This is a genomic window from Eubacterium sp. AB3007 (assembly GCF_000688015.1).
In the GTDB taxonomy this organism is placed as follows: domain Bacteria; phylum Bacillota; class Clostridia; order Peptostreptococcales; family Anaerovoracaceae; genus Aminicella.
Genome location: NZ_JIAD01000001.1, coordinates 1,240,382 through 1,260,497 on the forward strand (window position 1 = coordinate 1,240,382; position 20,116 = coordinate 1,260,497).

The following is a 20,116-nucleotide window of genomic DNA, read 5'->3' on the forward strand; positions in this document are numbered from 1 at the left end:
CGGTTACTTCATCATCGACAGCAGTGTCCCCAGTAGCTGCATGCCGTTGTTGCTGTTGTTCGTGTGGGCCGGCTGGCTGCCACCCAACAGATTCCCCAGAAGACCGCCCAACAGATTGCCGCCCTGATGCGATGTCTGGTGTGAACTCTGGGTCCCGCCAAACAACGCCATCACATCCGACAGATCCAGCCCATCGGACAGGTCGAAACCGCTCCCCTGCTGGTGCTGCTGGTGACTGGCGGTAGAGGTGGCATTGGAGAGGCCGCTCATCAGCAGTGGTGCCAGGCAGATCAGAACCTTCATGACCTGATCCATGGACAGCCCTGTGTTCTGGGAAAGCTGCTGTGCTTTCTTCTGGCTGTTCTTGCCCAACATATGCCCTACGATCTTCCGACCGTCCTCCTCGTCCAACTCCGCCACCTGACTGGCAACGGACTTCTTGGTCTTGTGATCGCCCAGTGCGTTCAACAGAGACTCCGCGCCTTCTTTGGAAGATGCGTTCTCCGTCATGGATCCCAGCATCATGGGCACCGCCTCTCCCATGAGTTTGGTAAGATCCTTACCCTTCACACCGGTCTTGCTCTCGATCGACTTCAGTGACTCCTCGCTGGTCATCGCTCCCAGCATCATGCTCAGTATATCCATTGTGATCTCTCCCTTCCAAGTGATGCTTTTATTATATCACGAATCCATCAGGAAAGAAACGGTGATTGCTTTTCCTACGGGCACAATGTATAATAATAATATCATTACCATTATTAAAAGAAAGTGAGACAGGAGTCGAAAATGTCCGAAAAGAAAAAACACACCATCGTCAACACCAAGGGCGAGGACATCACCCAGGCGCACGATGCTGCCAAGAAGAAGGCAGAGAAAGAAGCCGCAGATCTGGCGGCCCACCCCGAGAAGAAGAAAGTCCAGGCTAAACCCGTCGGTAACGCGAAATCAAACAGGATCGGAGCCATCGTCCTCTGGGTCATAGCCATCCTGTTCGAGATCCTGGCGGTCATGGTGATGTTCGGGAAGATCTCTCTCCCGTTCATGTCCTCCACCGTCCAGCTGGTGGTCTTCCTGATCCTGGATCTGATCCTTGTGATCATCGGAAACACCTTCTGGAAGAAGGCCAACCACATCGATCCAGCTTCAGAAGCGAACCCAACCAAATTCTGGCTCTGGAACAACCTGGGCATGATCGTGTCCGTAGTGGCCTTCCTGCCTTTTATCGTCCTCTGTCTGACCCAGAAGGACATGGACAAGAAAACCAAGGTCATCGCCACAGTTGCCGCCATCATCTGCCTGCTCATCGCCGGCGTCAGCGGCATCGATTTCAACCCCATCTCCAGTGAGCAGCTCCAGCAGGCGGAGGCCGCCCTGGGCAACACTCAGGTCTACTGGACCAAGTTCGGCAAGGTCTACCACACCCATGATGATTGCGGCTCTCTGAACCAGAGCGACGTGCTGACCCAGGGCACCGTCAAGGAGGCGGTAGCTGCCAATCGGACCAGGCTGTGCTTCTACTGCGCCAAGAGAGACAACATCCAGAACGTGGCGACGGATAACGGGAATCAGACTCTGGCGGAAGCGGAGAACGGAGATACTGCAGAGCCAGAGACGGCCAATGATACAGATACCGACGCGGAAGAGTAACCATACAGAACGCAGACGAGGCTGCTGCATGATTGCAGACAGCCTCGTTTTTTATACGGTGCGGACGATGCCCTTGGTCGACCAGGTGGAGTAATACTTCTGTTTGCCGACCTTCTTGTAGGTGCGGATCCGAACATAGTACTCTGTCCGCCGCTTGAGTTTCTTGATCTTGACAGAGGATTTCTTCGGCTTCCTGACGGTGATCGTCCTGGTTCCTTTTCCGAAAGAGATACTCCTGGAGATCTGGATCTGGTAACCGGAAGTCTGTTTCTTTTGTTTTACCCACTTCAGAGTAAGCTTCTTCTTGCCGGGCCTGTATTTGGTGAGACGGGTGCCCTTGGGCACGATCCGGAAGGTCCCGCTGCGGGTGCCTGTGTACCGCCCCTTTCCACGGATGGTGAACCGGCCGACGCCGACTTTCTTGTTGTTCGAATAGGTGACGGTGAACTCCTTCCCCTGGGTCAGTGCCCTTCCTCTCAGCGTTGCCCGCACACTGGGAGACAAAGCCCTCCCTGACCAGGTTGCCGGACCCGCGCTCACCGATGCGCCTGCCAGGGAGAAGGAAGTTCTCATCTGGCTGCTTCCCAGCCTGATCATCCCGCAACCGGTGTACCGGTCTATTCCCTTCGGGGTGATATCGGTCACGCTTCCCCTAAGCACATCCTCCGCCTCTGTGCGGTTCAGTCCCGGGTTATACAGCCGGACCATGGCCGCGGCTGCTGTCACATGAGGCGCTGCCATAGAGGTGCCGGTGGCTATTTTGTATTCACTGTTTCCTGCATTCCATCCGCTGGCCACATCCACGCCGGGGGCGCCAAAATCCACGTTCTTTCCGTAGTTGGAGAAACTGGCTCGTTTCAGGTCGGTGTTCAGTGCCCCCACGGTGATCACCTCCGGGAAACAGGCCGGAAAAGCCTTGCTGGTCTCAATATCCATGCCGCTATTGCCTGCTGCCACCACCACCATACAGTCGTAGTTGCTACAGATGTTATGGATTGCCTTCTCATAGTTGTCCAGGATCGCCTGATACCTGGCGACGCTGATCCCACTGTTGGTATACAGGTCTCCGCCAAAGCTCACGTTGATGACCCTGGCCCCATGGCTGGCGGCATACTGCATACCAACCAGAAGACTGTTGAAATCCCCGCCTCCATTGCTGTCCGTGGTCCGGACTGCCAGGATCTCTACCTGTGGTGGTGTCGCATCAGCGATGATTCCCGCCACATGGGTACCGTGTCCGTTCTCGTCCAGATAAGGAGTGGACCCTGCGGCGATGTATTTCTTGATTGCTGCGCTGGCCGGGGAGATCCTTCCCTTCAGCAGTTCATGCGTAGGGTTGACCCCGGAGTCCAGCACGCCGACGATCACCTTTCCGGTAGGGCCTCCGGCACTGCTCGCCCTGTCCCGCAGTGCGTCCAGCAGCATCACGTCGCTGCCCCAGGACACGGACCTGGCAGAGGTGCGGTTGCTGGTGGTCTGCGACCAGCTGGCAGCCTTTGTTTCCACAGGCAGGTTCACCATCACAGCGTCCTCCCCATAAGATTTCACCAGATTATGGAAAGCATCCCGGGTCTCCTCCGGGCTATCGTACTGGAGAATATATTCCACCAACGGTTCGTAGTAGACTACGTTGGCAGCACCATAAGTCTCCTTCAGCGCTCCCTGCTCCAGAAACAGGATCAGTTCCTTCTGCTGGAAAGCCTCCAGCCCCTTCTGTTCCTCTGGGTCAGACTCATCCAAAGCCTCTCCCAGCTCATCGATGTCACCGGCCACTTCTACCGGGCCATCCGTTTCCTGTGGCTCTGCCGGGGGTTCTTCTGCAGATGATTCCTGTGGCTCTGCTATCGCACTCTCTGAAGAAACTGGATTTTCCAGCAGTTCCCCTGTCTTCTCTGCGGCAAACGCGGGCACGCTCATGCCTGCCCATAGAACAACACACAATATGAGAATTCCGATTCGTTTATACATAAGTTATTTCTCCCTTGGAATATGTTCTATTATAGCACCACCGACTTAAAAATTCATTAATAATCTCCAACCCCCTTCACCCCAAATATTTGCAGTCACCTGGCATATCTGTTAATATATAGGCAGCACTGAAAGGAGGGCTTTGTGAGCACCGTGATCATAGGCTGTTCTTCTCTGAAGGACTATATAGAACTTGCCCAGCGAAAGGTGGGCACACACTACCCGGTGATCTATCTGAACCGTCTCTATCACCGCGATCCGACGGAGATGCGGGCACATATACTCCAGGCTCTGGCCACTCTAGATCCGGAGGTGGACACCGTTCTGGCAGCCATGGGATTCTGCGGGGGATCCTGGCAGGAGGTGCAGCCCCCCTGCAGGCTGGTGATGCCCAGGATCGACGACTGCATCTCCCTGCTGCTTCAGACGACGGACCGTCCGATGTTCGATCTGAAGGAGCCGGGCCACCTCTACGTAAAAGACCAGGATCCCACCCGGGAGAACTTCCACCGGATCTTCGACCGCATGACGGAAGATCTCGATGAGAACACAAAAAAAAGCTACCACCAGGACTGGATGCGCCATTACCACGAGATCGACATCATCGACACCGGCCTCAACGACTGCAGGAGGCCGGACTATGTGAACACCGTCAGAGCGGACGCTGACTGGCTTCAGGCCGACATGGATATCGTCCCCGGTGGCACCTATCTTCTGGAGAAGCTTTTCGCCGGCAGATGGGACGAGCAGTTTCTGGTGTTTAACGCAGGACAGACCATAGAACGAAGCGCTTATGAGTAGTCTCGTGAAATGCCTGCTAAAAACGATCCCCGCGTTAAACGCGGGGATTTTCATAGATCAATCCTGTCCCAGCGCTATATCTGTATACGCCCGAAAGGCAGAGGGGATGGACCAGACTGTCTCGATCTCCTCCGTGGATGCCAGGAAGAGATCCCGGACGGCCAGTCCCGCCTCCTCTTCAGCGGCCTGCCAGTCCCCGGCAAAGACCTGGTAGCCATGCATGTGCCATTCCTTGTGGCTGAAGATGTGGCGAGCAGCGGGCAGCTTCCGGATCCGCACCGACTCAAGCCCCAGCGCTTCCACCTCCCGCAGGGCCTCCTCTCTGGTCAACCATCCGGAGGTGTTGGGGAACTCATAGAGACCTGCAAGCAGCCCACTGGCCGATCTCTTGTGCAGAAGAATGTGGTCCCGGTAGTGGATCAGCAGAACGGTCATCTTCTCGATCTGGCGCTTCTTCTTGGCTGGACGGAAAGGGACCTCTGTCTCCCTCCCCAAGGCATGGGCCGAGCAGGCATCCTGGAGAGGACACTGGTCACAGAGAGGCGCGCGGTTCGGCAGACAGATGAGCGCGCCCAGGTCCATGAGGGCCTGATTGAATTCTCCCGGCCGCTCCCGGTGGATGCGCTCCTCAAAGAATGCCCACGCGGCTTTGGCAGCCGCCGGCGCGAGGATGTTCTCCTCATAGAAAGAAAGCCGGGCAAACACCCGCAGCAGGTTGCCATCGATAGCGGGCACTGGCTTGCCAAAGGCGATAGAAGCGATGGCAGCCGCCGTGTACGGCCCGATCCCCGGCAGCTTGCACAAAGCATTATATTCTGCCGGCATCTTCCCCTCGTGCTCCGTCACGATGACCTGCGCGGCTTTGTGCAGGTTACGTACCCTGCTGTAATAGCCCAGGCCTTCCCAAAGCTTCAGATACTGGTCTTCCGGCGCCTCGGCAAGAGCTCGTATGTCGGGCAGTACCGTCAGAAACCGTTCATAATAGCTCCGCACAGCTTCCACCCTGGTCTGCTGGAGCATGATTTCCGACAGCCATACATGATAAGGTGTCGGGTCTTCTCTCCAGGGAAGAATGCGGCGATTCTGGTCGTACCAGGCCAACAGCGGCCCGGCCATATGGATGTTATTCTCAGTCATGGTCAGATCCTTTCCGCCCTATCATTCTTGTATCACTTAACCAACGATCTTCCGGTAATTGGCCTGGTCTGTATCCCCTTCTGTGTTGATACAGAGGATGACGGACTTTTCGTCTATACCCAGCAGTTTCCGTGCTCCCACATCCGCCGCGATCTCCAGGAACGCGCCATAGCCAGCCGCGCCACTTTCACCTGCTGTGATAACCTTGTCCCCACTCAGAGGATGCGCCAGAGCGCGCATGGCGTGCTCCGCCACCACATCGTCGCAGGCACAGTAGAATGCCGCCCTGTCTCGGATCACCGGCCAGGTGACCATACAGGGAGTGCCACAGTTGAGGCCCGCCATGATGGTCACCGGGTCACCCTCAATGGAGTGCGCCCTTCCATCGCCAGCCTCCGCGGATCGGTACAGGCAGTTCACGGTGGACGGTTCTACGATGGTGAACGCGGGCGCCTGCTCCGCAAAGGTATTGGAGAGGTATCCAAGCACACCTCCTGCCATGGCCCCGACACCCGCCTGCAGGAACACATGGGTCGGCACGGTGCTCCCAAGCTGCTCCCGAATCTCTGCCGCCATGGTCAGGTAGCCTTGGATGATCCAGCCAGGAATCTCCACATATCCTTCCCAGGCAGTGTCCTGGATCAGGATCCATCCGTGCTCCTCTGCCATTTTGCTGGCGTGATCCACGGCTTTGTCGTAGTTCAGGTCGGTAATGGTCACGCTCTCAGCGCCGGCGTCCTGGATGGCCTGCCGCCGCTCCGCTACAGAGCCCGCCGGCATATATACATGCGCCCTGCAACCGAACAGCCTGGCTGCCCAGGCAACCCCTTTCCCGTGATTCCCGTCGGTGGCCGTCACAAAGGTAATCTCTCTGCACCGGCGGCGTATCTCCTCCGTGCCGAAATCGCTGAACAAAGCCTTCTGCGGATCCAGTCCCAGACGATTGCAGAGGATCCGGTACACGGCGTAGCTTCCGCCCAGCCCTTTGAAGGCCTTCAGACCAAATCTGGCCGACTCGTCCTTGAGGAGGATCTCTTTCACACCGGCTGCCTTGGCCGCCCCCTCCAGAGAGACCAACTCGGTCTGTTGATACCCGGGAAGACTCTTGTGAAACCGCAGAGCGTTTTCCGCTGCAGCGGCATCAAAGGGGGAGCCTGGGGCGGCTTTGGCGCCGCAGACCGACAATAAGGATCCATGGTTCAGTTTCTGCGTGTTCAATTCTATACTCCTCGTTATCTTCTATAGATCGCATTACCCTAAGGTAGAGTATAGGATTACTTCTCGGAAAAATCAATGGGTTTCCCCCAGAATCCACCCATCGAGAGGAAGGACAGTGCCCCGGAGACAAAGAAGCACTGTAGAGATGAGGACAGCCGCCTTGCTGCTGCCTGCTGTCCGGGCACGCATCAGCATCACAAGGTAGAAGATATCCACAATGACAAAACCGATGCTATTCCCGAGGGCGGCCGTCGGGATCGCTCGGACCATTCCCAGGCCCGTGATTCCCATTATTTCGGGACGTACCGCCACCAGGCAGCTGATCAGAGCAGCGATGACTGCCAGGGCCAGTGCAATGATCTGTAGTATTCTTGCATTTTTGATCTTCATGATCCACCTCTTTTATGCATTACGGCTTTCAGCACCAACCCCAAAGGAAAAAGCCGCATGATGCGGCTACTTTCTCGTCTCCGCTGGCGCGCAGAGACTATTATACGCTATGGGTACTAACGCCGGACTAACGCCCTGTTCTTATTTTACTCGTACCTTAAACGTCACGGTCTTCCAGGCAGATGCCTTATAATTGGCATTTCCTTTCGCTTTTACTTTCACCTTCACTTTATAGGCACCTTTCTTAAGCCCTTTCTTCACCGTAACCTTTCCGGTCTTGGCATTGACTTTGAACTTCTTCGTAAAACTCTTCTTGCCTTTTCTGGCGGAAACGAGTTTATAGGAACGCTTGCCCTTCGCCTTTCTTACGGTATACGCCTTCGCTCTCTTGATCGACTTTGATTTTTTCTTTAACGTCTTACGCTTAACTTTAACGGTCTTTCCTTTCAGGGTCATCGGATTTGCGGCCTTTGTAATTGTATATGTCGCCTCTGTCGATCCGATATAATTGCCTTTCCCTTCGACGACGACTTTATATTTGCCTGCTTTTTTAGATGATCCATCGGACCATTTCACTGCATAGTCTCTTCCATCCTTCAACTTCAAGCCTTTGACTGTCTTGATCTCAGGCTTTTGAACCTTCCCGTTGTAAACAAACGATGACTTAGAAAGAGAAACCTTTGCATTGTTAATGCTTGTTGCATCTACATCAACCATAAGATACACCCAATCAGAAATCTCATAATTTTGACTGTTTGCCCCTAAATCAGCACTAACAATAATATCTGCATGTCCAACATTAAGTCCCGTAATATTACCTTTTTTATCAATCTTTACAATATCATCATCAAATGTATAATAACCAAAAGTTGCAGTCATGCCATTATCCAAAGCAGGCTTTGCTTTTGCTGTCTGACCAACTTCAATTGTCATATCTTCAACATTAATGTCCAGCTGTACTTTAGAAATCGTAACTGCTTTTTCTAATCTCTCTGGCGTAGTTGACCCATGCGTGTCATCTCCAACTGCTTTGTACCATATATGATATGCCCCCGCATTAACAGCAGATGGAATCTCCGTACTAAATTCTCCTGTAGGGCCTTTTTCATCACCAATAGCATACTGCATCTCCCCGTTGGTTGCCTCGCCTCCAACTATAAGATTCTGGGCATCTCCAGTATAGATAAGGCCTGACTTTCTAACTGGCTCTTTTTCAACTACCGCAGAATTTAAAGATACTGTAAATGTCTTTGTACCGCTATAACTACCAATACCTTTCACAGTAAACTGTGCTTTCTTACCAGCTTCATCATAACTATCAAGACTTAATGTAAAATCTACGTCTTTTTTCAAATTAGCTGTCTTAGCAACAATTTTTCCATTTTCAGCAGACGGGAAATTCTTTACCTGAATATCATTTTCAACCATTCCCATAAGAGCAGATTCAGAATCGCAATCATAACCCTTCTTTACGCCCGTAACACTAGTCACCTGGTCATCAAACTGTCCAGATAGAACCTTAGCACTCACACCTGCTGTATCCTCATAAAAATCATCCATAAACCAAATATCTGGATTTTTTGTGCGATTCGATTCATAATTACGGTAAGATGCATGATTCTGGCCTCTTACACCGCTTCCCAATTCTACATACGGAGTCTTGAAGATTTTTTTCGTATTCTTGTGCCGTGCATACTCATTAAACCAAGTGTCAAATGGAGTATCGTAATATTCCTTTATCGTTGACGACACTAATTCACCATCTGCTGTATTGCGATAGTCAAACGTCTCATCATCTGCATTCTTCGTTATATTGGCAAATGCTTTATCGATATGTGAAAAAGCAGAACTTGAATGCTCGGACATCAGGAAAACATCCTCTGTCACATCAACCAAATACGCATGACCATTAATATCAGGAATATAATTTATCGTATGGTCTAAATGCTTCGGATCCAATCTAACAAATTTACAAGGAAGTCCAGCCGCATGACACATATTTGCATAGAATATCGCAATGCCTGCACAAACAGACCTCTCGTCATCTTTCATTCCGCCATATGAATCCCACTGATGACTATAGTATTCAAAATAATATCTTCCACACCAAAATTCCCAATCATACTCTACATGCTTATTCACCCAAACAGCGAGCGTGTAATATTTCTCCAAATCACTCATCTGCGGGTCTATGATTTCGGAAACAACCCTCTGCATTTCCGTAATTGTATACTCTTTTTGGTCAACCGTTAAAGAGAAATCCTTCTTAAAAGTATTTTCATCAGCATGAACGCCAATACCCGTCTCATACGGGTCTCCGTTTTCATCATAATCTTCTATTCCCAACTCTTTCTCAATTTCTGCTTTTTTTGCGGGTGTTATCTCCGATTTTTTTCCCTCCGCAAATGCTGGCGACACAGAAAAAACAAAACACAATGCTACCGTCACAACCAGTGATAAGAGAATGCCCCATTTTTTTATATTAACCATATCACTTCTCCTTTTTCTAACTTATAGACTTAATTTTTTATACCAACTTGCAAACAGCGTTGATAGCGCCATTTCCAAAAGAGCAACTATAACAAGTGATAAATCGCCAAATACAATATCTCTATTGAAATAAACAATAAGAACATATGTGATCGGTATTAAAAACCATTGAATAACATAAATCGTATTCAGATTGCTGCTTGTCTTCGAGAAAAAACTAACAGCTCCTTCAGGCAAACGCTTTGACACCAAATAGCAAACGCCAATAACGCCATAAATACACATAAGGCAAAACATGGCATCAATAGTCGTCATAAAGTAATAATGGTGTGTTTCCGACAGGAAGCCTCCCGGGATGAACCAGGATACTACAAAATATGCAACAGATACAATAAGACCTAACGGCCACAAACGCAGCAGTTTTTCCTTATTGTTACATCTCATATAATACTCTCCGAACAGAAGCCCAACCGCCGGGAATACAAACCAGTTAAACAATGGAAATGCCGTAAACCCGCCTGCACTTCCAATAAAATATCCCGCTATCAGATTCGGGACATTGCTCCCAAAGTCATGGAATCTAGCAATCGAACCAATAATAGAAAGGAGCAAAGCAACAACAACTGTTCCTTTTGCCGACACCTTCAATTTCTTAAGAACACCGACTAGAATAAACGCCATTCCTGCAAAGGCTAAAATATCAATGCAGAACAAAAGCAGTCCATTCGCAATCGGGAAAGTATCCCAATCACCAAGCAAATTTCCCGAAAGGAAATAAGGAACAAAAAATTCACCTATGTTTACGAAAAAACCGAGTTGGATCAATTTTATTCCTCGTTTTATTAAATATGCCGGCGCTTGATTTCTGGAATACACCATCCCCACACCCATAGCAAACATAAAGACAGGGGCAGCAAATGGACCCCCGAAAAGCTGGCTAACGGCCCGCTGCATGCCCAAGCTGATCTCATTTGTAAAATAACTCGTACCAAAATAGCAATGCAAAAAAATCATAAAGAAAATAGCAAGACACTTCGCAAGGTCAAGCTCGATCTGTCTGCCGCTGTTAACCGGTTCATTTGAAAATAATTTTCCCATAGAAGCCTCCACAAAAAAAGAGCACCTTCTACACAGATCATCTCTGTGTAGAAAGTGTGCCAAACATCACGATGTGTTTCTTGAAATACAAAAAGGACGGGATTATCCTGTCTGTCTGTCTAATTGTTGTCGCCAAAGTTGGTATTGTCAGGCAATTCGTCATATCGATCCAACCTCAATTTATCCAACCAACACAGTTTCTCCAGTGATCTAAATAAGCTAGGGCGTGCTTTAACGTCACAAAACCACCAGCTGAAGATAATTGTATTGAATTAATTATAATTGAGTTGTGCGATTATGTCAATGATCGAATACGGCCTATACCTTGGTCACAAAGCCTGGCAGGCGGATGACGGAGATCCATTGGAAATCTTCCTTTGTTATCTCAGAGCATTGTAATCCTCATCCGCAACGGCCTCCAGCCACTCGTTGCTGGTCTCTTCTCCTTCCACCTCGATAGCCAGGTGGGAGAACCAGGAATCCGGCGCCGCGCCGTGCCAGTGCTTGACCTCTGCCGGGATGTTGATCACCGTGCCTGGGGTCAATTCCACGGCTTCCTTACCCCATTCCTGATAATACCCTCTGCCGCCGACGCAGATCAGCATCTGTCCGCCACCGTTCTTCGCGTGGTGGATGTGCCAGTTGTTTCGGCAGCCCGGCTCAAAGGTCACGTTGAACACCGGTACCTGCTCGGTGGACACTGGCGCCAGATAGCTCTCTCCCACAAAGAACTCGCCGTAAGGATTGGGCTCTCCAATGGGGAAGAAGATGGAATTCTGATACTTCTCTTTCTCCGTCGCAGCCGGCGCGTCCTCGTTCCAGACCTCCTTGGCCAGACGGAATACGGCCCATCCCTTCGGCCAGCCAACGTACATGGTGGCGTGGGTGATGATCGCGGCGATCTCTTCCTTCGTCACACCGTGGGCCTTCGCGTTCTGCAGGTGATAGGTAAGGGATGAATCTGTGATCCCGGAGGCCATCAAGGAGACGACGGTAATGATGCACCTGGTCTTTACATCGATCGCCTCCTCATTCCAAACTTCACCGAACAGCACATCGTCATTCAGATGCGCGAACATCGGCGCGAACTCTCCCAGCTGATCTCTTCCTGCTGTCTGTACGATTATCTCACTCATTGTCTTTACCTCCGATCTTCTGGTCGCCTGTGGACCATACGTGTTTCTCTTTTGCTGCTGTTGGTTTGTTTTGTGCCATCACACCGGCGAGGGGGTGCGGCACATAGGGCTCCTCCAGATAGGCGATCTCCTCCGGAGCAAGCTCCAGATCTACCGCCTTCGCCGCGCCTTCGATGTGGTGTAGCTTGGTGGCGCCCACCACCGGTGAGGTTACTCTGGTGAGCAGCCACGCCAGGGAGACCTCTGTCATGGTCACGCCGTGCCTGTCTGCAAGCTCTGCCACGCGGCGGATGATCACATTGTCCTGCTCTGCTGTTGCGTCGTACTTGAACCTGGCGTAGGTGTCCTCGGCGGCGCGCTTGGTGCCCTCCTCCCCCGGACGCCGGGAAAGCCTGCCGCTGGCCAGGGCGCTGTAGGGGGTGAGAGCGATGTTCTCCTCCGCGCAGTAAGGTGCCATCTCCCGTTCCTCCTCCCGGAAGATCAGGTTGTAGTGCCCCTGCACGGAGACGAACTTGCTGAACCCCTCCTTCTCGGCCAGGGCGTTGGCCTTGGCGATCTGCCAGGCGAAGCAATTGGAGATGCCGATGTAGCGAGCCTTCCCCGCTCTCACGACCCGATCCAGCCCGTCAAGGATATCGTAGAGCGGCGTGTTCCAGTCCCACATATGGTAGATGTACAGGTCCACGTAGTCCATGCCCAGATTCCGAAGGCTGGTGTCGATCATGGTCTCGATGTGCTGCTGTCCGCTGATGCCCTGCTCGATCTCCTCAGGGGTGCGGGGCAGAAACTTGGTGGCCACTACGACCTCCTCCCGGGGCACAAAGTCCCGCAGGGCGCGTCCCACATACTGCTCGCTGGTGCCGCTCTGGTAGGCGATGGCGGTATCATAGAAGTTGACGCCCAGATCCAGGCCGCGCCGGATGATCTCTCTGGAATGGGCTTCGTCGATGGTCCAGCTGTGCTGCCCCCGGGCCGCGTCCCCAAATCCCATGCATCCCATGCAGATGCGGGATACCTGCAGTTCTGAATTGCCCAGTCTTGTGTATTGCATATCTATACCTCCAGCAGTTTGGTCAGGCAGTGGTAGGTAAGCTCATAGATCGACTGGTACTGATAATCGACCTCCGCTTCTTCCATTGCCGTCTTTTGTTTATCCGTGACCGATGTGTACGGGTAGATGCCGAACATGAAAGGGAAGAACACGTACATGGTGTGCGCTACCGCTTCCTCGGACATCTCCGGGCAGTACTTCTCCAGGATGCTCCGAAACAGCTTCAGCGATGCTCCGTAAGCTCGCTTGAAATCAGCCAGCATCTCCGCCCTGCTGTTCTCCTCCATATCGTAGTTGTTCATGGCCAGCAGTTTCAAAAGCTGTGCCCGGCTCTCCAGCGACCGGGCGATCTTCTGGGCCAGCTGCTCTCTGGTGCAGGGTTCCTCGCTGTCCAGGATGCGTTTCAGTTCCGCGTTCCATCGGCTGTACTCCCGCTCATAAAGGGCGAGGAATATCTCTTCTTTGGTCTGAAAATAGTTGTATATCGTCGGGCGGGAGAAGGAGGTCACCTTTCCGATCTCCTTGAGGGTGATGTCCTTGAAATTCATCGTCTGATAAAGCTGCTCGCAGGCATTGACGATCTCTTCCCTCCTCTGCGCAACGATCTTGGGGGTTCCCTTAAACACTGTTCTTCCTCTCCTCTCTCTCGTACCGGTAATCCATCTTATCAAAGCGTTGTCCGTCGATCTCCAGCGCCCCTTGCACCGCGCCTGTGCACACCATGCCGGCCTTCTCCATGATCCTGCGAGAGCCGGCGTTGTCCGCGGCACACCAGGCTGTCACAAAACAAACGCCCTCCTGCTCCTGTCAGGTGTGTTTTCGCATATATTCGACTGTCTTGTGAAGCGTTTCTGCGTGATAGATCTCCTCCAGGTGGGCGGCAAAATCCAGGTGGTACTTCTCCTGCAACGCGGCGAGCAGCGTTTGGAATTCCTCCTCGGGACTACCCGCCTCCCCGTCGATGAAGGCAAACAGATCCATCTGGCGGTTGACCTCCTTTGAGAGATTGTACACACCGACGCCCACCAGCCGCACAGGGCTTTGTTCCACAGAATCCAGCAGCGCCGCCGCCTCCCTGTAGATCGTCGCCGCATCCTCGGCAGAGTCCTTTGCCCGGGAGCGAGTGATCCCTTTCATATCCGCATAGGTGAGCTTCAGCGTGACGCCGTGCCCGTGCAAGCCGTAGCGCCTGGCTCTTTTCTCAACACAAAAAGCAAGGAGAATCAGCACATCCTTCAAAAGCCCAAAGTCCTCCACATCCTGCTGAAAGGTGACCTCCCTGCTGATGGACTTGGCATTCTCCGGCTTGTATGGCTTCACCTTGCGATCGTCTATCCCGCGGGCGATGTTCGCGATCCATCCCCCCTGTTTGCCCAGCAGGTTGATCACCGTCTCCGTGTTGTTCTGGATATCCCGTACCGTGCGGATCCCTGCGCCCCGGAGCTTCTCAGCGGTCATCTGCCCCACGGTGTACAGCACTCTGACATCCCGATCCGCGATCAGGGACACAAAGTCCTCCGCAGTTGGGATCTCGTAATACCCATCTGGCTTCTTCTCCTCGCTGGCGATCTTGGCCGCTGTCTTGGAATAGGCTACCCCCACCGAGCAGGTCAGCCCCAGTTTCTCCAGGGTCCGCTTCTTGATGCAGTGTGCGATCTTCCGCGCACCCGCGAGATCACCGGCTTTCTCTGTCACATCAAGATAAGCCTCGTCCAGAGCGACCGCTTCGGACGCGGTGGCATAGACATTCCAGATCTCATGAAGCTGCCGGGACACCGCTCTGTACTTATCGATGTTCGGGTGCATATAGACGCCTTGCGGGCAGCGCCTGTAGGCCTCCTTGATGTTCATCCCGGAGCGAACGCCGTATCGACGCGCCTCGTAGCTGCAGGTCGCAACCACCCCTCGTTCTCTCGGCAGAGAACCGATGATCAGCGGTTTCCCCTTCAGGGCCGGATCGTCTCTGATCTCCACGGACGCAAAGAATGCGTCCATATCCACATGTATGATGATCTGTTTCATGCGAAGCTGGGCCCTAGTTCCCTTTGATCCACGATCTCAGTTCCTCTTCCGAAGTACCGCCGTCGAATCTGGCCCCTTTCAGCCAATTGCCCTTTCCGGCAAGATCCGCCAGATTCTGTCCGCTTCTTCCAATGCCACTGCCGCCTGATGTACAGAACGGGATGATTGTCTTGCCATCAAAGTCATAACTCTCCACAAAGGTATCCATGATGCGCGGCTCTTCACCCCACCAGATGGGATAGCCGATGTAGATGGTCGTATATCCGTCGAGCGATACCGGGTCGCTTCCGATCTTTGGCCGGGCAGAGGAATCATTCTGCTCGCGCGTGGTGCGGCTGTCGGAATCGTTATAGTCCAGATCCGCATCCGTATACTCCTTGGCCGCCTCGATCTCATATAGATCCGCACCTTCAATCGCTGCGATCTTCTCCGCAATGCCTTTGGTGGTACCGGTTGCAGAGAAGTATACGACGAGAGTCGCGTTCCCGGAGCTGCTGCCCTTCTCTTCAGGAGTCTCTGCCTCTTCTGTGGCAGTTTCTGCTCCGCTATCTATGCCTGCGGGGTCTTCCGAACTTCCACCTGCACATGCCGTTAGTCCGAAGAGCAGGCAAAGTGTCATCAGTATTGATAATATCTTTTTCAAAACTCACCTCCGACTTACAGTACCTCGTCCATCCAGCGTCGGATCTCCGATTCATTTGGACGATTGATCTGCCTGCCTTTTGCCCACTTGACATCGCCGCCTACATTCTTGTGCAGTTCTCTGTCACTTCTGCCGACGCCACTTCCCCCCGACGTGCAGAAGGGAACGATCGTCTTTCCGCTGAAATCATAGCTTTCCAGAAAAGTCTCGATGATGCGCGGCGCGACTCCCCACCAGATCGGATACCCGATGATCACAATATCGTAAGAGGACATATCCAGCGGTCTACCTGCGATCTCCGGTCTTGCGGAAGGATCATTCATCTCCACGCTGCTGCGGCTTCTCTTGTTCGTCCAGTCCAGATCAGCGCCTGTGTAATTCTCCGCTGGAACGATCTCATAGAAGTCACCGCTGCTTACTCTCGCAATCTCTTTCCCTACACGTTTCGTTGTTCCACTTGCAGAAAATACTGCTACCAATGTCTTCTTTGCCATTATTTCATCTCCTTTTCCCAGAAACGGATCGCGTTGATCTGGAGGCTGCCTGCCAGTCTTTTTCATCGCCCTCATTGACACCGTGTCAATAAAGTCATTATAGCACCTCGCTGACATCGTGTCAACCATAAAAGCAACCTTGGAAACCCTGCTTTGTGGGCTCTTCTGCACCCTGGGTGGGCCGAAGCAGGCAACGGATCAGATAAAAACAGTTCAGCGTCTGACTGCCAGAGAAAAAGCAGGGCAATTTAACAAAAATCTCAGCAAGAAACCCCCGCCTATAACGGCGGGGGTTTCTGGCGCTCGTTACAGATCCAGCCCCTGCAACCACTTGATCACGTCATTCCTGGCGGCCTGGTGCTCCCGCAGGCAGTCAGCGCCACCGTCAACACCATCGCCAGGATGACGATCCATAGCTTCCTGATTTTCATCTTGCAGCACCTCCTCACCTTTCAATAGGTCGATGCGCGGGAGCTTGTCAGTTTCCACGCACCCTCTTCTTTTTTAAGAGTGAAATCCCCCTGCAGCCGCCAGCGTTTCTTCCCACCGCCGTACACGGCCGCCATGACCCGGCTCCTTCCGATCATTTCAGCGTAGTCTCCGTTTACGCGCACCTCGATGGCATCGTGCTCCGCAGAATAATAGTTGAAGGTTCCCGCCAGCAGACCTGCAAGGAATTCCTCACAGGTCTGCCGGACACCGGTCATATGCTCCAGATAGTAGTCCTCCGCCATCAAACCCCGAAGTCCCTGCGTATCTTTCCGAATCATAAACGTCCAGTAGTCCCGGTATATTTGTTGGATCTGTTTTTCGTCTGTCATGTCGTTTTCACGCTTTCTCGAACTCCGGCCTCCAGGATGCGAACCCAGCCAGAGCTTCGTCTGTACGGTTGTAGTAGCGCACGCCATTCTCCAGCTTGGCGATCTCTGCCATTTCCTCTTCCGTGAGGCGAAAGTCCAGGATGTCCAGATTGTCCCTGATGTGATCCACGTTCCGGCTGCCCGGGATCACGGAGAATCCCATCTGTGTATGCCACCGCAGGATGATCTGCGCGCTGCTCTTTCCATATTTCTCGCCCAGCGTCTGGAACAAAGGCTCCTGGATCAGGGCTTTGTCCCCATGCCCCAGTGGATACCAGGACATCAGCCGGATATCATACTTCTCCAGGGTCTTCCGCAGTTCTTTCTGGGTGAAGTACGGATGCGCCTCAACCTGGATGTACTGCGGAACGATTTCCCACTTTGCCTGCAGTTCTTCGATGTACTCGCCTTCGAAATTGGAGATACCGATGGATCTGACCTTGCCTTCCTTGTAGGCTTTCTCCAGCTGCCGGTAGCCTGCCATCCAGTTTCCTGCGGGCTGATGGATGTACAGGAGGTCGATGTAATCCACGCCCAGTCTCTCCAGCGTCTCCTCGACAGCGTGGTCGTTCTCGTATTCGCTGGGCCAAAGTTTTGTGGAGAGGAAGACCTCTTCTCTCGGAACGCCGCTGGCCTTGATCCCTCTACCCACCGCTCTCTCGTTGACATAGGCGTTGGCCGTGTCCACCAGGCGATAGCCCATCTTCAGTGCCTCTCGCACGCTGTTTTCCGCATCCTGCGGGCTCAGCATGAATGTCCCGATGCCGATGACAGGGCACTGGATCCCGTTGTTCAATTTGATATATTCCATGATCTTACCTCCCTCGTTCCTACGCGATACCGTTCTTGTTCAGCCACTTCTTCACTGCTCCGGCAGACTCCTGCGCGCGGCTGCCGGTGATGGACAGGCCGGCCTTCAGCTCTGCTCCCGGGCAGGCCTTCCTGAGGTCGCGCTCGCTGCTGCCCATCCCGCTTCCCTCGTTGGTACAAAGCGGCAGGATGGTCTTGCCTGTGAAGTCGTACCTTTCCAGGAAGGTGGCCACTGCCATCGGATAGGTCCCCCAGTAGTTGGGATAGGCCAGGATGATGGTGTCGTACTCATCGATGCTCCCGGGATAGCTGACCAGCTCCGGACGTGCTCCCGCCCTCAGATCCTTCTTGGCCTCGTCGATGCAGGTCATGTAGACCGGAGAATAGGGTTCCTTCATTTCGATCTTGAAGGTATCCGCATCGATCATGTCTTTCATGTGGCCCACCACGATCTCCGTGTTTCCCACCTTCACGTATCTCATTGCGCCGCCGAAGTAATTCTCATCTGCTCTTGAAAAAAATGCGATCAGTGTCTTTGCCATTTCTGTATCCTCCTAAGTTTTTACTTATTGTCCTGTCGTTCTGTTTTCTGACTCTATTATCCCACCAAACTATTGCAAAGTCCAATCGAACTATTGTATAATTGATTTAATTATTAAATAGCACAGGAGCACTCCCATGAACACCAAACAGATCGACTACTGTATCGAATTATCCAGAACACTGAACTTCAGCCGGGCGGCGGAGAATCTCTTCGTCAGCCAGCCCACCTTCTCCTACCAGATCCGTCTGCTGGAGGAGGAAGTCGGTTTTCAGATATTCTACCGCAATGGAAAAGGAGCCGAGCTCACACCGGCCGGCTCCCAGTTCGTCACTTATCTTACTGGCATGCGGGAGGAGCTGAAACGCGCCGTCGAGCAGGGGCAGAACTTCAGCGCCAGATACAAGGACAACATCACCATCAGCCTGATGGTCCGACAGGCGGTCTACTTCCTGCCGGAGGCGATGCGCCTGTTCGAGAAGAGCGATCCCGACGTACAGGTCACGCCCATGTTCCAGTACGAGGGCGGCATGGACACCTTTCTGAAGGGAGATGCGGACATTCTCTTCGCCCTGAGCGACGAAACCAGGCAGCTCTCCGGTGTGTCCGTCCACGACCTGTTCGAAAGTCACATCTATCTCATTGCAGACCGCAAGGATCCTCTCGCCGAGAAAAACAAAGTAAACGATGCGGATCTCTACGGCCGTACCCTCATGGTGGGCGGTGGCTCTCCCCCGGCGCTGCGCGCGGTCCAGCAAAGGCTGATCGCAAGCGGCAGGATCCGGTATTTCAACAGCGCTGATCACGACACGACACTGATAAATCTAGCCGCCGGACGCGGCCTCTGCCTTGCTCCGGGCTTCCTGAATGACCACAGCGGTCAGTTCTCCTGGATCCCCTTCGACTGCGAAGAATCCTTCCGTTGTCAGCTTCTCACGCACAAAGCCGACAACCGCGAGAGCCTGACCCGCTTCCTGACCATCCTGAAGAAACTGTATGCCGACGCGGTGGCATTCCCGCTGTAACGCGCGCCGTCACAGAGTCCTCTTGCTTTGTCTGATCGCCGCCATCCTGTCAAGATCTCCGTGCCGGATCTCGTGGTCCAGTGCGGCAATAATGCTGTCTTTCCTGCGTAGAAACCCCGGCCCGGTCAGATTCTTTCCGGACACTGTATGATGGGTGATCATCTCCAGGATCGGCACAAGTTTCTCATAGGACAAAGCAAGCGGATTGGCTGACAAAAGCTGTATTGTCTTTGCATCCGGATCGCTCTCCCTGATCGCATTTCGACATTTTAGCCTGTGTATGCATCCTCGGCAGAATTCGAAAAAACCTGTTTCTCTAACCATGCTTTTTCTTCATCTGTCTCCAGAATATCTATTCTCTCGATTTTGAATATGACTGGCCTCGTCCCGCCGTTGCAGCAGGCAATCATCATACGATCGTCATTTGTCCACCCCTGCATGATGGAGCCTCCCTGCAACAAACTTGAATTAGACTATTATCATTTTCGGTCATATTCCGAACGGATTCCTTCCACGTCCAGTCTGAGGCGGTAGAACTGCCGCAGCCATTCCGGCTGATCCTGCACTGTCTCTGCTTTGTGAGCATATCGATCAAAAACCCTGTCCCGCAGCCCACATCCAGCAGCGCTTCATAGGGAACACCCTTGATCTGCCTTGCAATGTCACGGCAGCTGATCTTTCCGTTTCGCGAGTAGTAATAGGTATCACGCTGGTCATACTCAGCGGCCTGAGCTTTTATTAAGTATGTATCCGACGATGATCACCACTTACAGAAAAACCGCCAG

22 protein-coding genes are annotated in these 20,116 nt (G+C 52.8%); 3 read left to right on the plus strand and 19 right to left on the minus strand.

Annotation, left to right across the window (positions count from 1 at the left end):
• Positions 1 to 3 precede the first annotated feature (3 nt).
• Positions 4 to 645: a DUF937 domain-containing protein gene (locus P156_RS0106060; RefSeq protein WP_027869359.1), complete on the minus strand. Its 642-nt coding sequence runs from the start codon at positions 643 to 645 to the stop codon at positions 4 to 6.
• Between the two features lie 141 nt (positions 646 to 786).
• Between P156_RS0106060 and P156_RS0106065 the strand changes: the two genes are divergently transcribed.
• Complete coding sequence (locus tag P156_RS0106065; RefSeq protein WP_027869360.1) at positions 787 to 1,647, plus strand: hypothetical protein; 861 nt, start codon at positions 787 to 789, stop codon at positions 1,645 to 1,647.
• 51 nt (positions 1,648 to 1,698) lie between these two features.
• Here P156_RS0106065 and P156_RS12805 read toward each other — a convergent pair whose 3' ends face one another.
• Entirely contained in the window at positions 1,699 to 3,615 is a 1,917-nt protein-coding gene (locus tag P156_RS12805; protein WP_051600727.1) for a S8 family serine peptidase, read from the minus strand.
• A gap of 144 nt (positions 3,616 to 3,759) precedes the next feature.
• Between P156_RS12805 and P156_RS0106075 the strand changes: the two genes are divergently transcribed.
• Positions 3,760 to 4,416, plus strand: a complete 657-nt coding sequence (locus P156_RS0106075) for a DUF1638 domain-containing protein (RefSeq protein WP_027869361.1) — start codon at positions 3,760 to 3,762, stop codon at positions 4,414 to 4,416.
• 57 nt (positions 4,417 to 4,473) lie between these two features.
• Here the strand turns inward: P156_RS0106075 and mutY are convergent, their stop codons facing one another.
• The 15 genes from mutY to P156_RS0106155 form a co-directional block, all read right to left on the minus strand.
• Positions 4,474 to 5,553 carry an A/G-specific adenine glycosylase gene (gene mutY / locus P156_RS11810; protein ID WP_034802310.1) on the minus strand — a complete coding sequence of 360 codons (1,080 nt, stop codon included), beginning with the start codon at positions 5,551 to 5,553 and terminating at the stop codon, positions 4,474 to 4,476.
• Positions 5,554 to 5,589: 36 nt separating this feature from the next.
• Entirely contained in the window at positions 5,590 to 6,771 is a 1,182-nt protein-coding gene (locus P156_RS11815; protein WP_051600729.1) for a diaminopropionate ammonia-lyase, read from the minus strand.
• A gap of 72 nt (positions 6,772 to 6,843) precedes the next feature.
• Entirely contained in the window at positions 6,844 to 7,161 is a 318-nt protein-coding gene (locus tag P156_RS0106090; protein WP_027869362.1) for a hypothetical protein, read from the minus strand.
• A gap of 141 nt (positions 7,162 to 7,302) precedes the next feature.
• Positions 7,303 to 9,651 (minus strand): transglutaminase-like domain-containing protein, encoded by a 2,349-nt coding sequence (locus P156_RS12810; protein ID WP_051600731.1) that lies wholly within the window; start codon positions 9,649 to 9,651, stop codon positions 7,303 to 7,305.
• 21 nt (positions 9,652 to 9,672) lie between these two features.
• Positions 9,673 to 10,749 (minus strand): acyltransferase family protein, encoded by a 1,077-nt coding sequence (locus P156_RS0106100; protein ID WP_027869363.1) that lies wholly within the window; start codon positions 10,747 to 10,749, stop codon positions 9,673 to 9,675.
• 380 nt (positions 10,750 to 11,129) lie between these two features.
• The gene (locus tag P156_RS0106105) at positions 11,130 to 11,885 is read right to left on the minus strand and encodes a carboxymuconolactone decarboxylase family protein (protein WP_027869364.1); all 756 of its coding nucleotides are present in this window, start codon (positions 11,883 to 11,885) and stop codon (positions 11,130 to 11,132) included.
• Entirely contained in the window at positions 11,878 to 12,936 is a 1,059-nt protein-coding gene (locus tag P156_RS0106110; RefSeq protein WP_027869365.1) for an aldo/keto reductase, read from the minus strand. The genes P156_RS0106105 and P156_RS0106110 overlap by 8 nt, the downstream gene beginning before the upstream one ends.
• Before the next feature lie 2 nt (positions 12,937 to 12,938).
• Complete coding sequence (locus P156_RS0106115; RefSeq protein ID WP_027869366.1) at positions 12,939 to 13,562, minus strand: TetR family transcriptional regulator; 624 nt, start codon at positions 13,560 to 13,562, stop codon at positions 12,939 to 12,941.
• Positions 13,555 to 13,719, minus strand: a complete 165-nt coding sequence (locus tag P156_RS13315) for a GNAT family N-acetyltransferase (protein WP_185752152.1) — start codon at positions 13,717 to 13,719, stop codon at positions 13,555 to 13,557. Before P156_RS13315 ends, P156_RS0106115 begins: the two co-directional genes overlap by 8 nt.
• Positions 13,720 to 13,743: 24 nt before the next feature.
• Positions 13,744 to 14,958, minus strand: a complete 1,215-nt coding sequence (gene dinB, locus P156_RS0106125; RefSeq protein ID WP_027869367.1) for a DNA polymerase IV — start codon at positions 14,956 to 14,958, stop codon at positions 13,744 to 13,746.
• Between the two features lie 13 nt (positions 14,959 to 14,971).
• Entirely contained in the window at positions 14,972 to 15,577 is a 606-nt protein-coding gene (locus P156_RS0106130; RefSeq protein ID WP_081818471.1) for a flavodoxin, read from the minus strand.
• 38 nt (positions 15,578 to 15,615) lie between these two features.
• Entirely contained in the window at positions 15,616 to 16,095 is a 480-nt protein-coding gene (locus P156_RS0106135) for a flavodoxin (protein WP_027869369.1), read from the minus strand.
• Between the two features lie 452 nt (positions 16,096 to 16,547).
• Positions 16,548 to 16,916, minus strand: coding sequence for a nuclear transport factor 2 family protein (locus tag P156_RS0106145; RefSeq protein ID WP_027869370.1), 369 nt, complete (start codon positions 16,914 to 16,916; stop codon positions 16,548 to 16,550).
• Positions 16,917 to 16,923: 7 nt separating this feature from the next.
• A complete protein-coding gene (locus P156_RS0106150; RefSeq protein WP_027869371.1) occupies positions 16,924 to 17,766 on the minus strand; it encodes an aldo/keto reductase in 843 nt (280 codons plus the stop codon).
• 19 nt (positions 17,767 to 17,785) lie between these two features.
• Entirely contained in the window at positions 17,786 to 18,307 is a 522-nt protein-coding gene (locus P156_RS0106155) for a flavodoxin (protein ID WP_027869372.1), read from the minus strand.
• 136 nt (positions 18,308 to 18,443) lie between these two features.
• Between P156_RS0106155 and P156_RS0106160 the strand changes: the two genes are divergently transcribed.
• Positions 18,444 to 19,331 carry a LysR family transcriptional regulator gene (locus tag P156_RS0106160; RefSeq protein WP_027869373.1) on the plus strand — a complete coding sequence of 296 codons (888 nt, stop codon included), beginning with the start codon at positions 18,444 to 18,446 and terminating at the stop codon, positions 19,329 to 19,331.
• Positions 19,332 to 19,340: 9 nt separating this feature from the next.
• On the opposite strand, the gene P156_RS0106165 is transcribed toward P156_RS0106160, so the two are convergent.
• Positions 19,341 to 19,547, minus strand: coding sequence for a hypothetical protein (locus tag P156_RS0106165; RefSeq protein ID WP_027869374.1), 207 nt, complete (start codon positions 19,545 to 19,547; stop codon positions 19,341 to 19,343).
• A 53-nt stretch (positions 19,548 to 19,600) separates the two neighbouring features.
• Complete coding sequence (locus P156_RS11825) at positions 19,601 to 19,792, minus strand: TIGR04076 family protein (protein ID WP_369770436.1); 192 nt, start codon at positions 19,790 to 19,792, stop codon at positions 19,601 to 19,603.
• Positions 19,793 to 20,116: the final 324 nt, after the last annotated feature.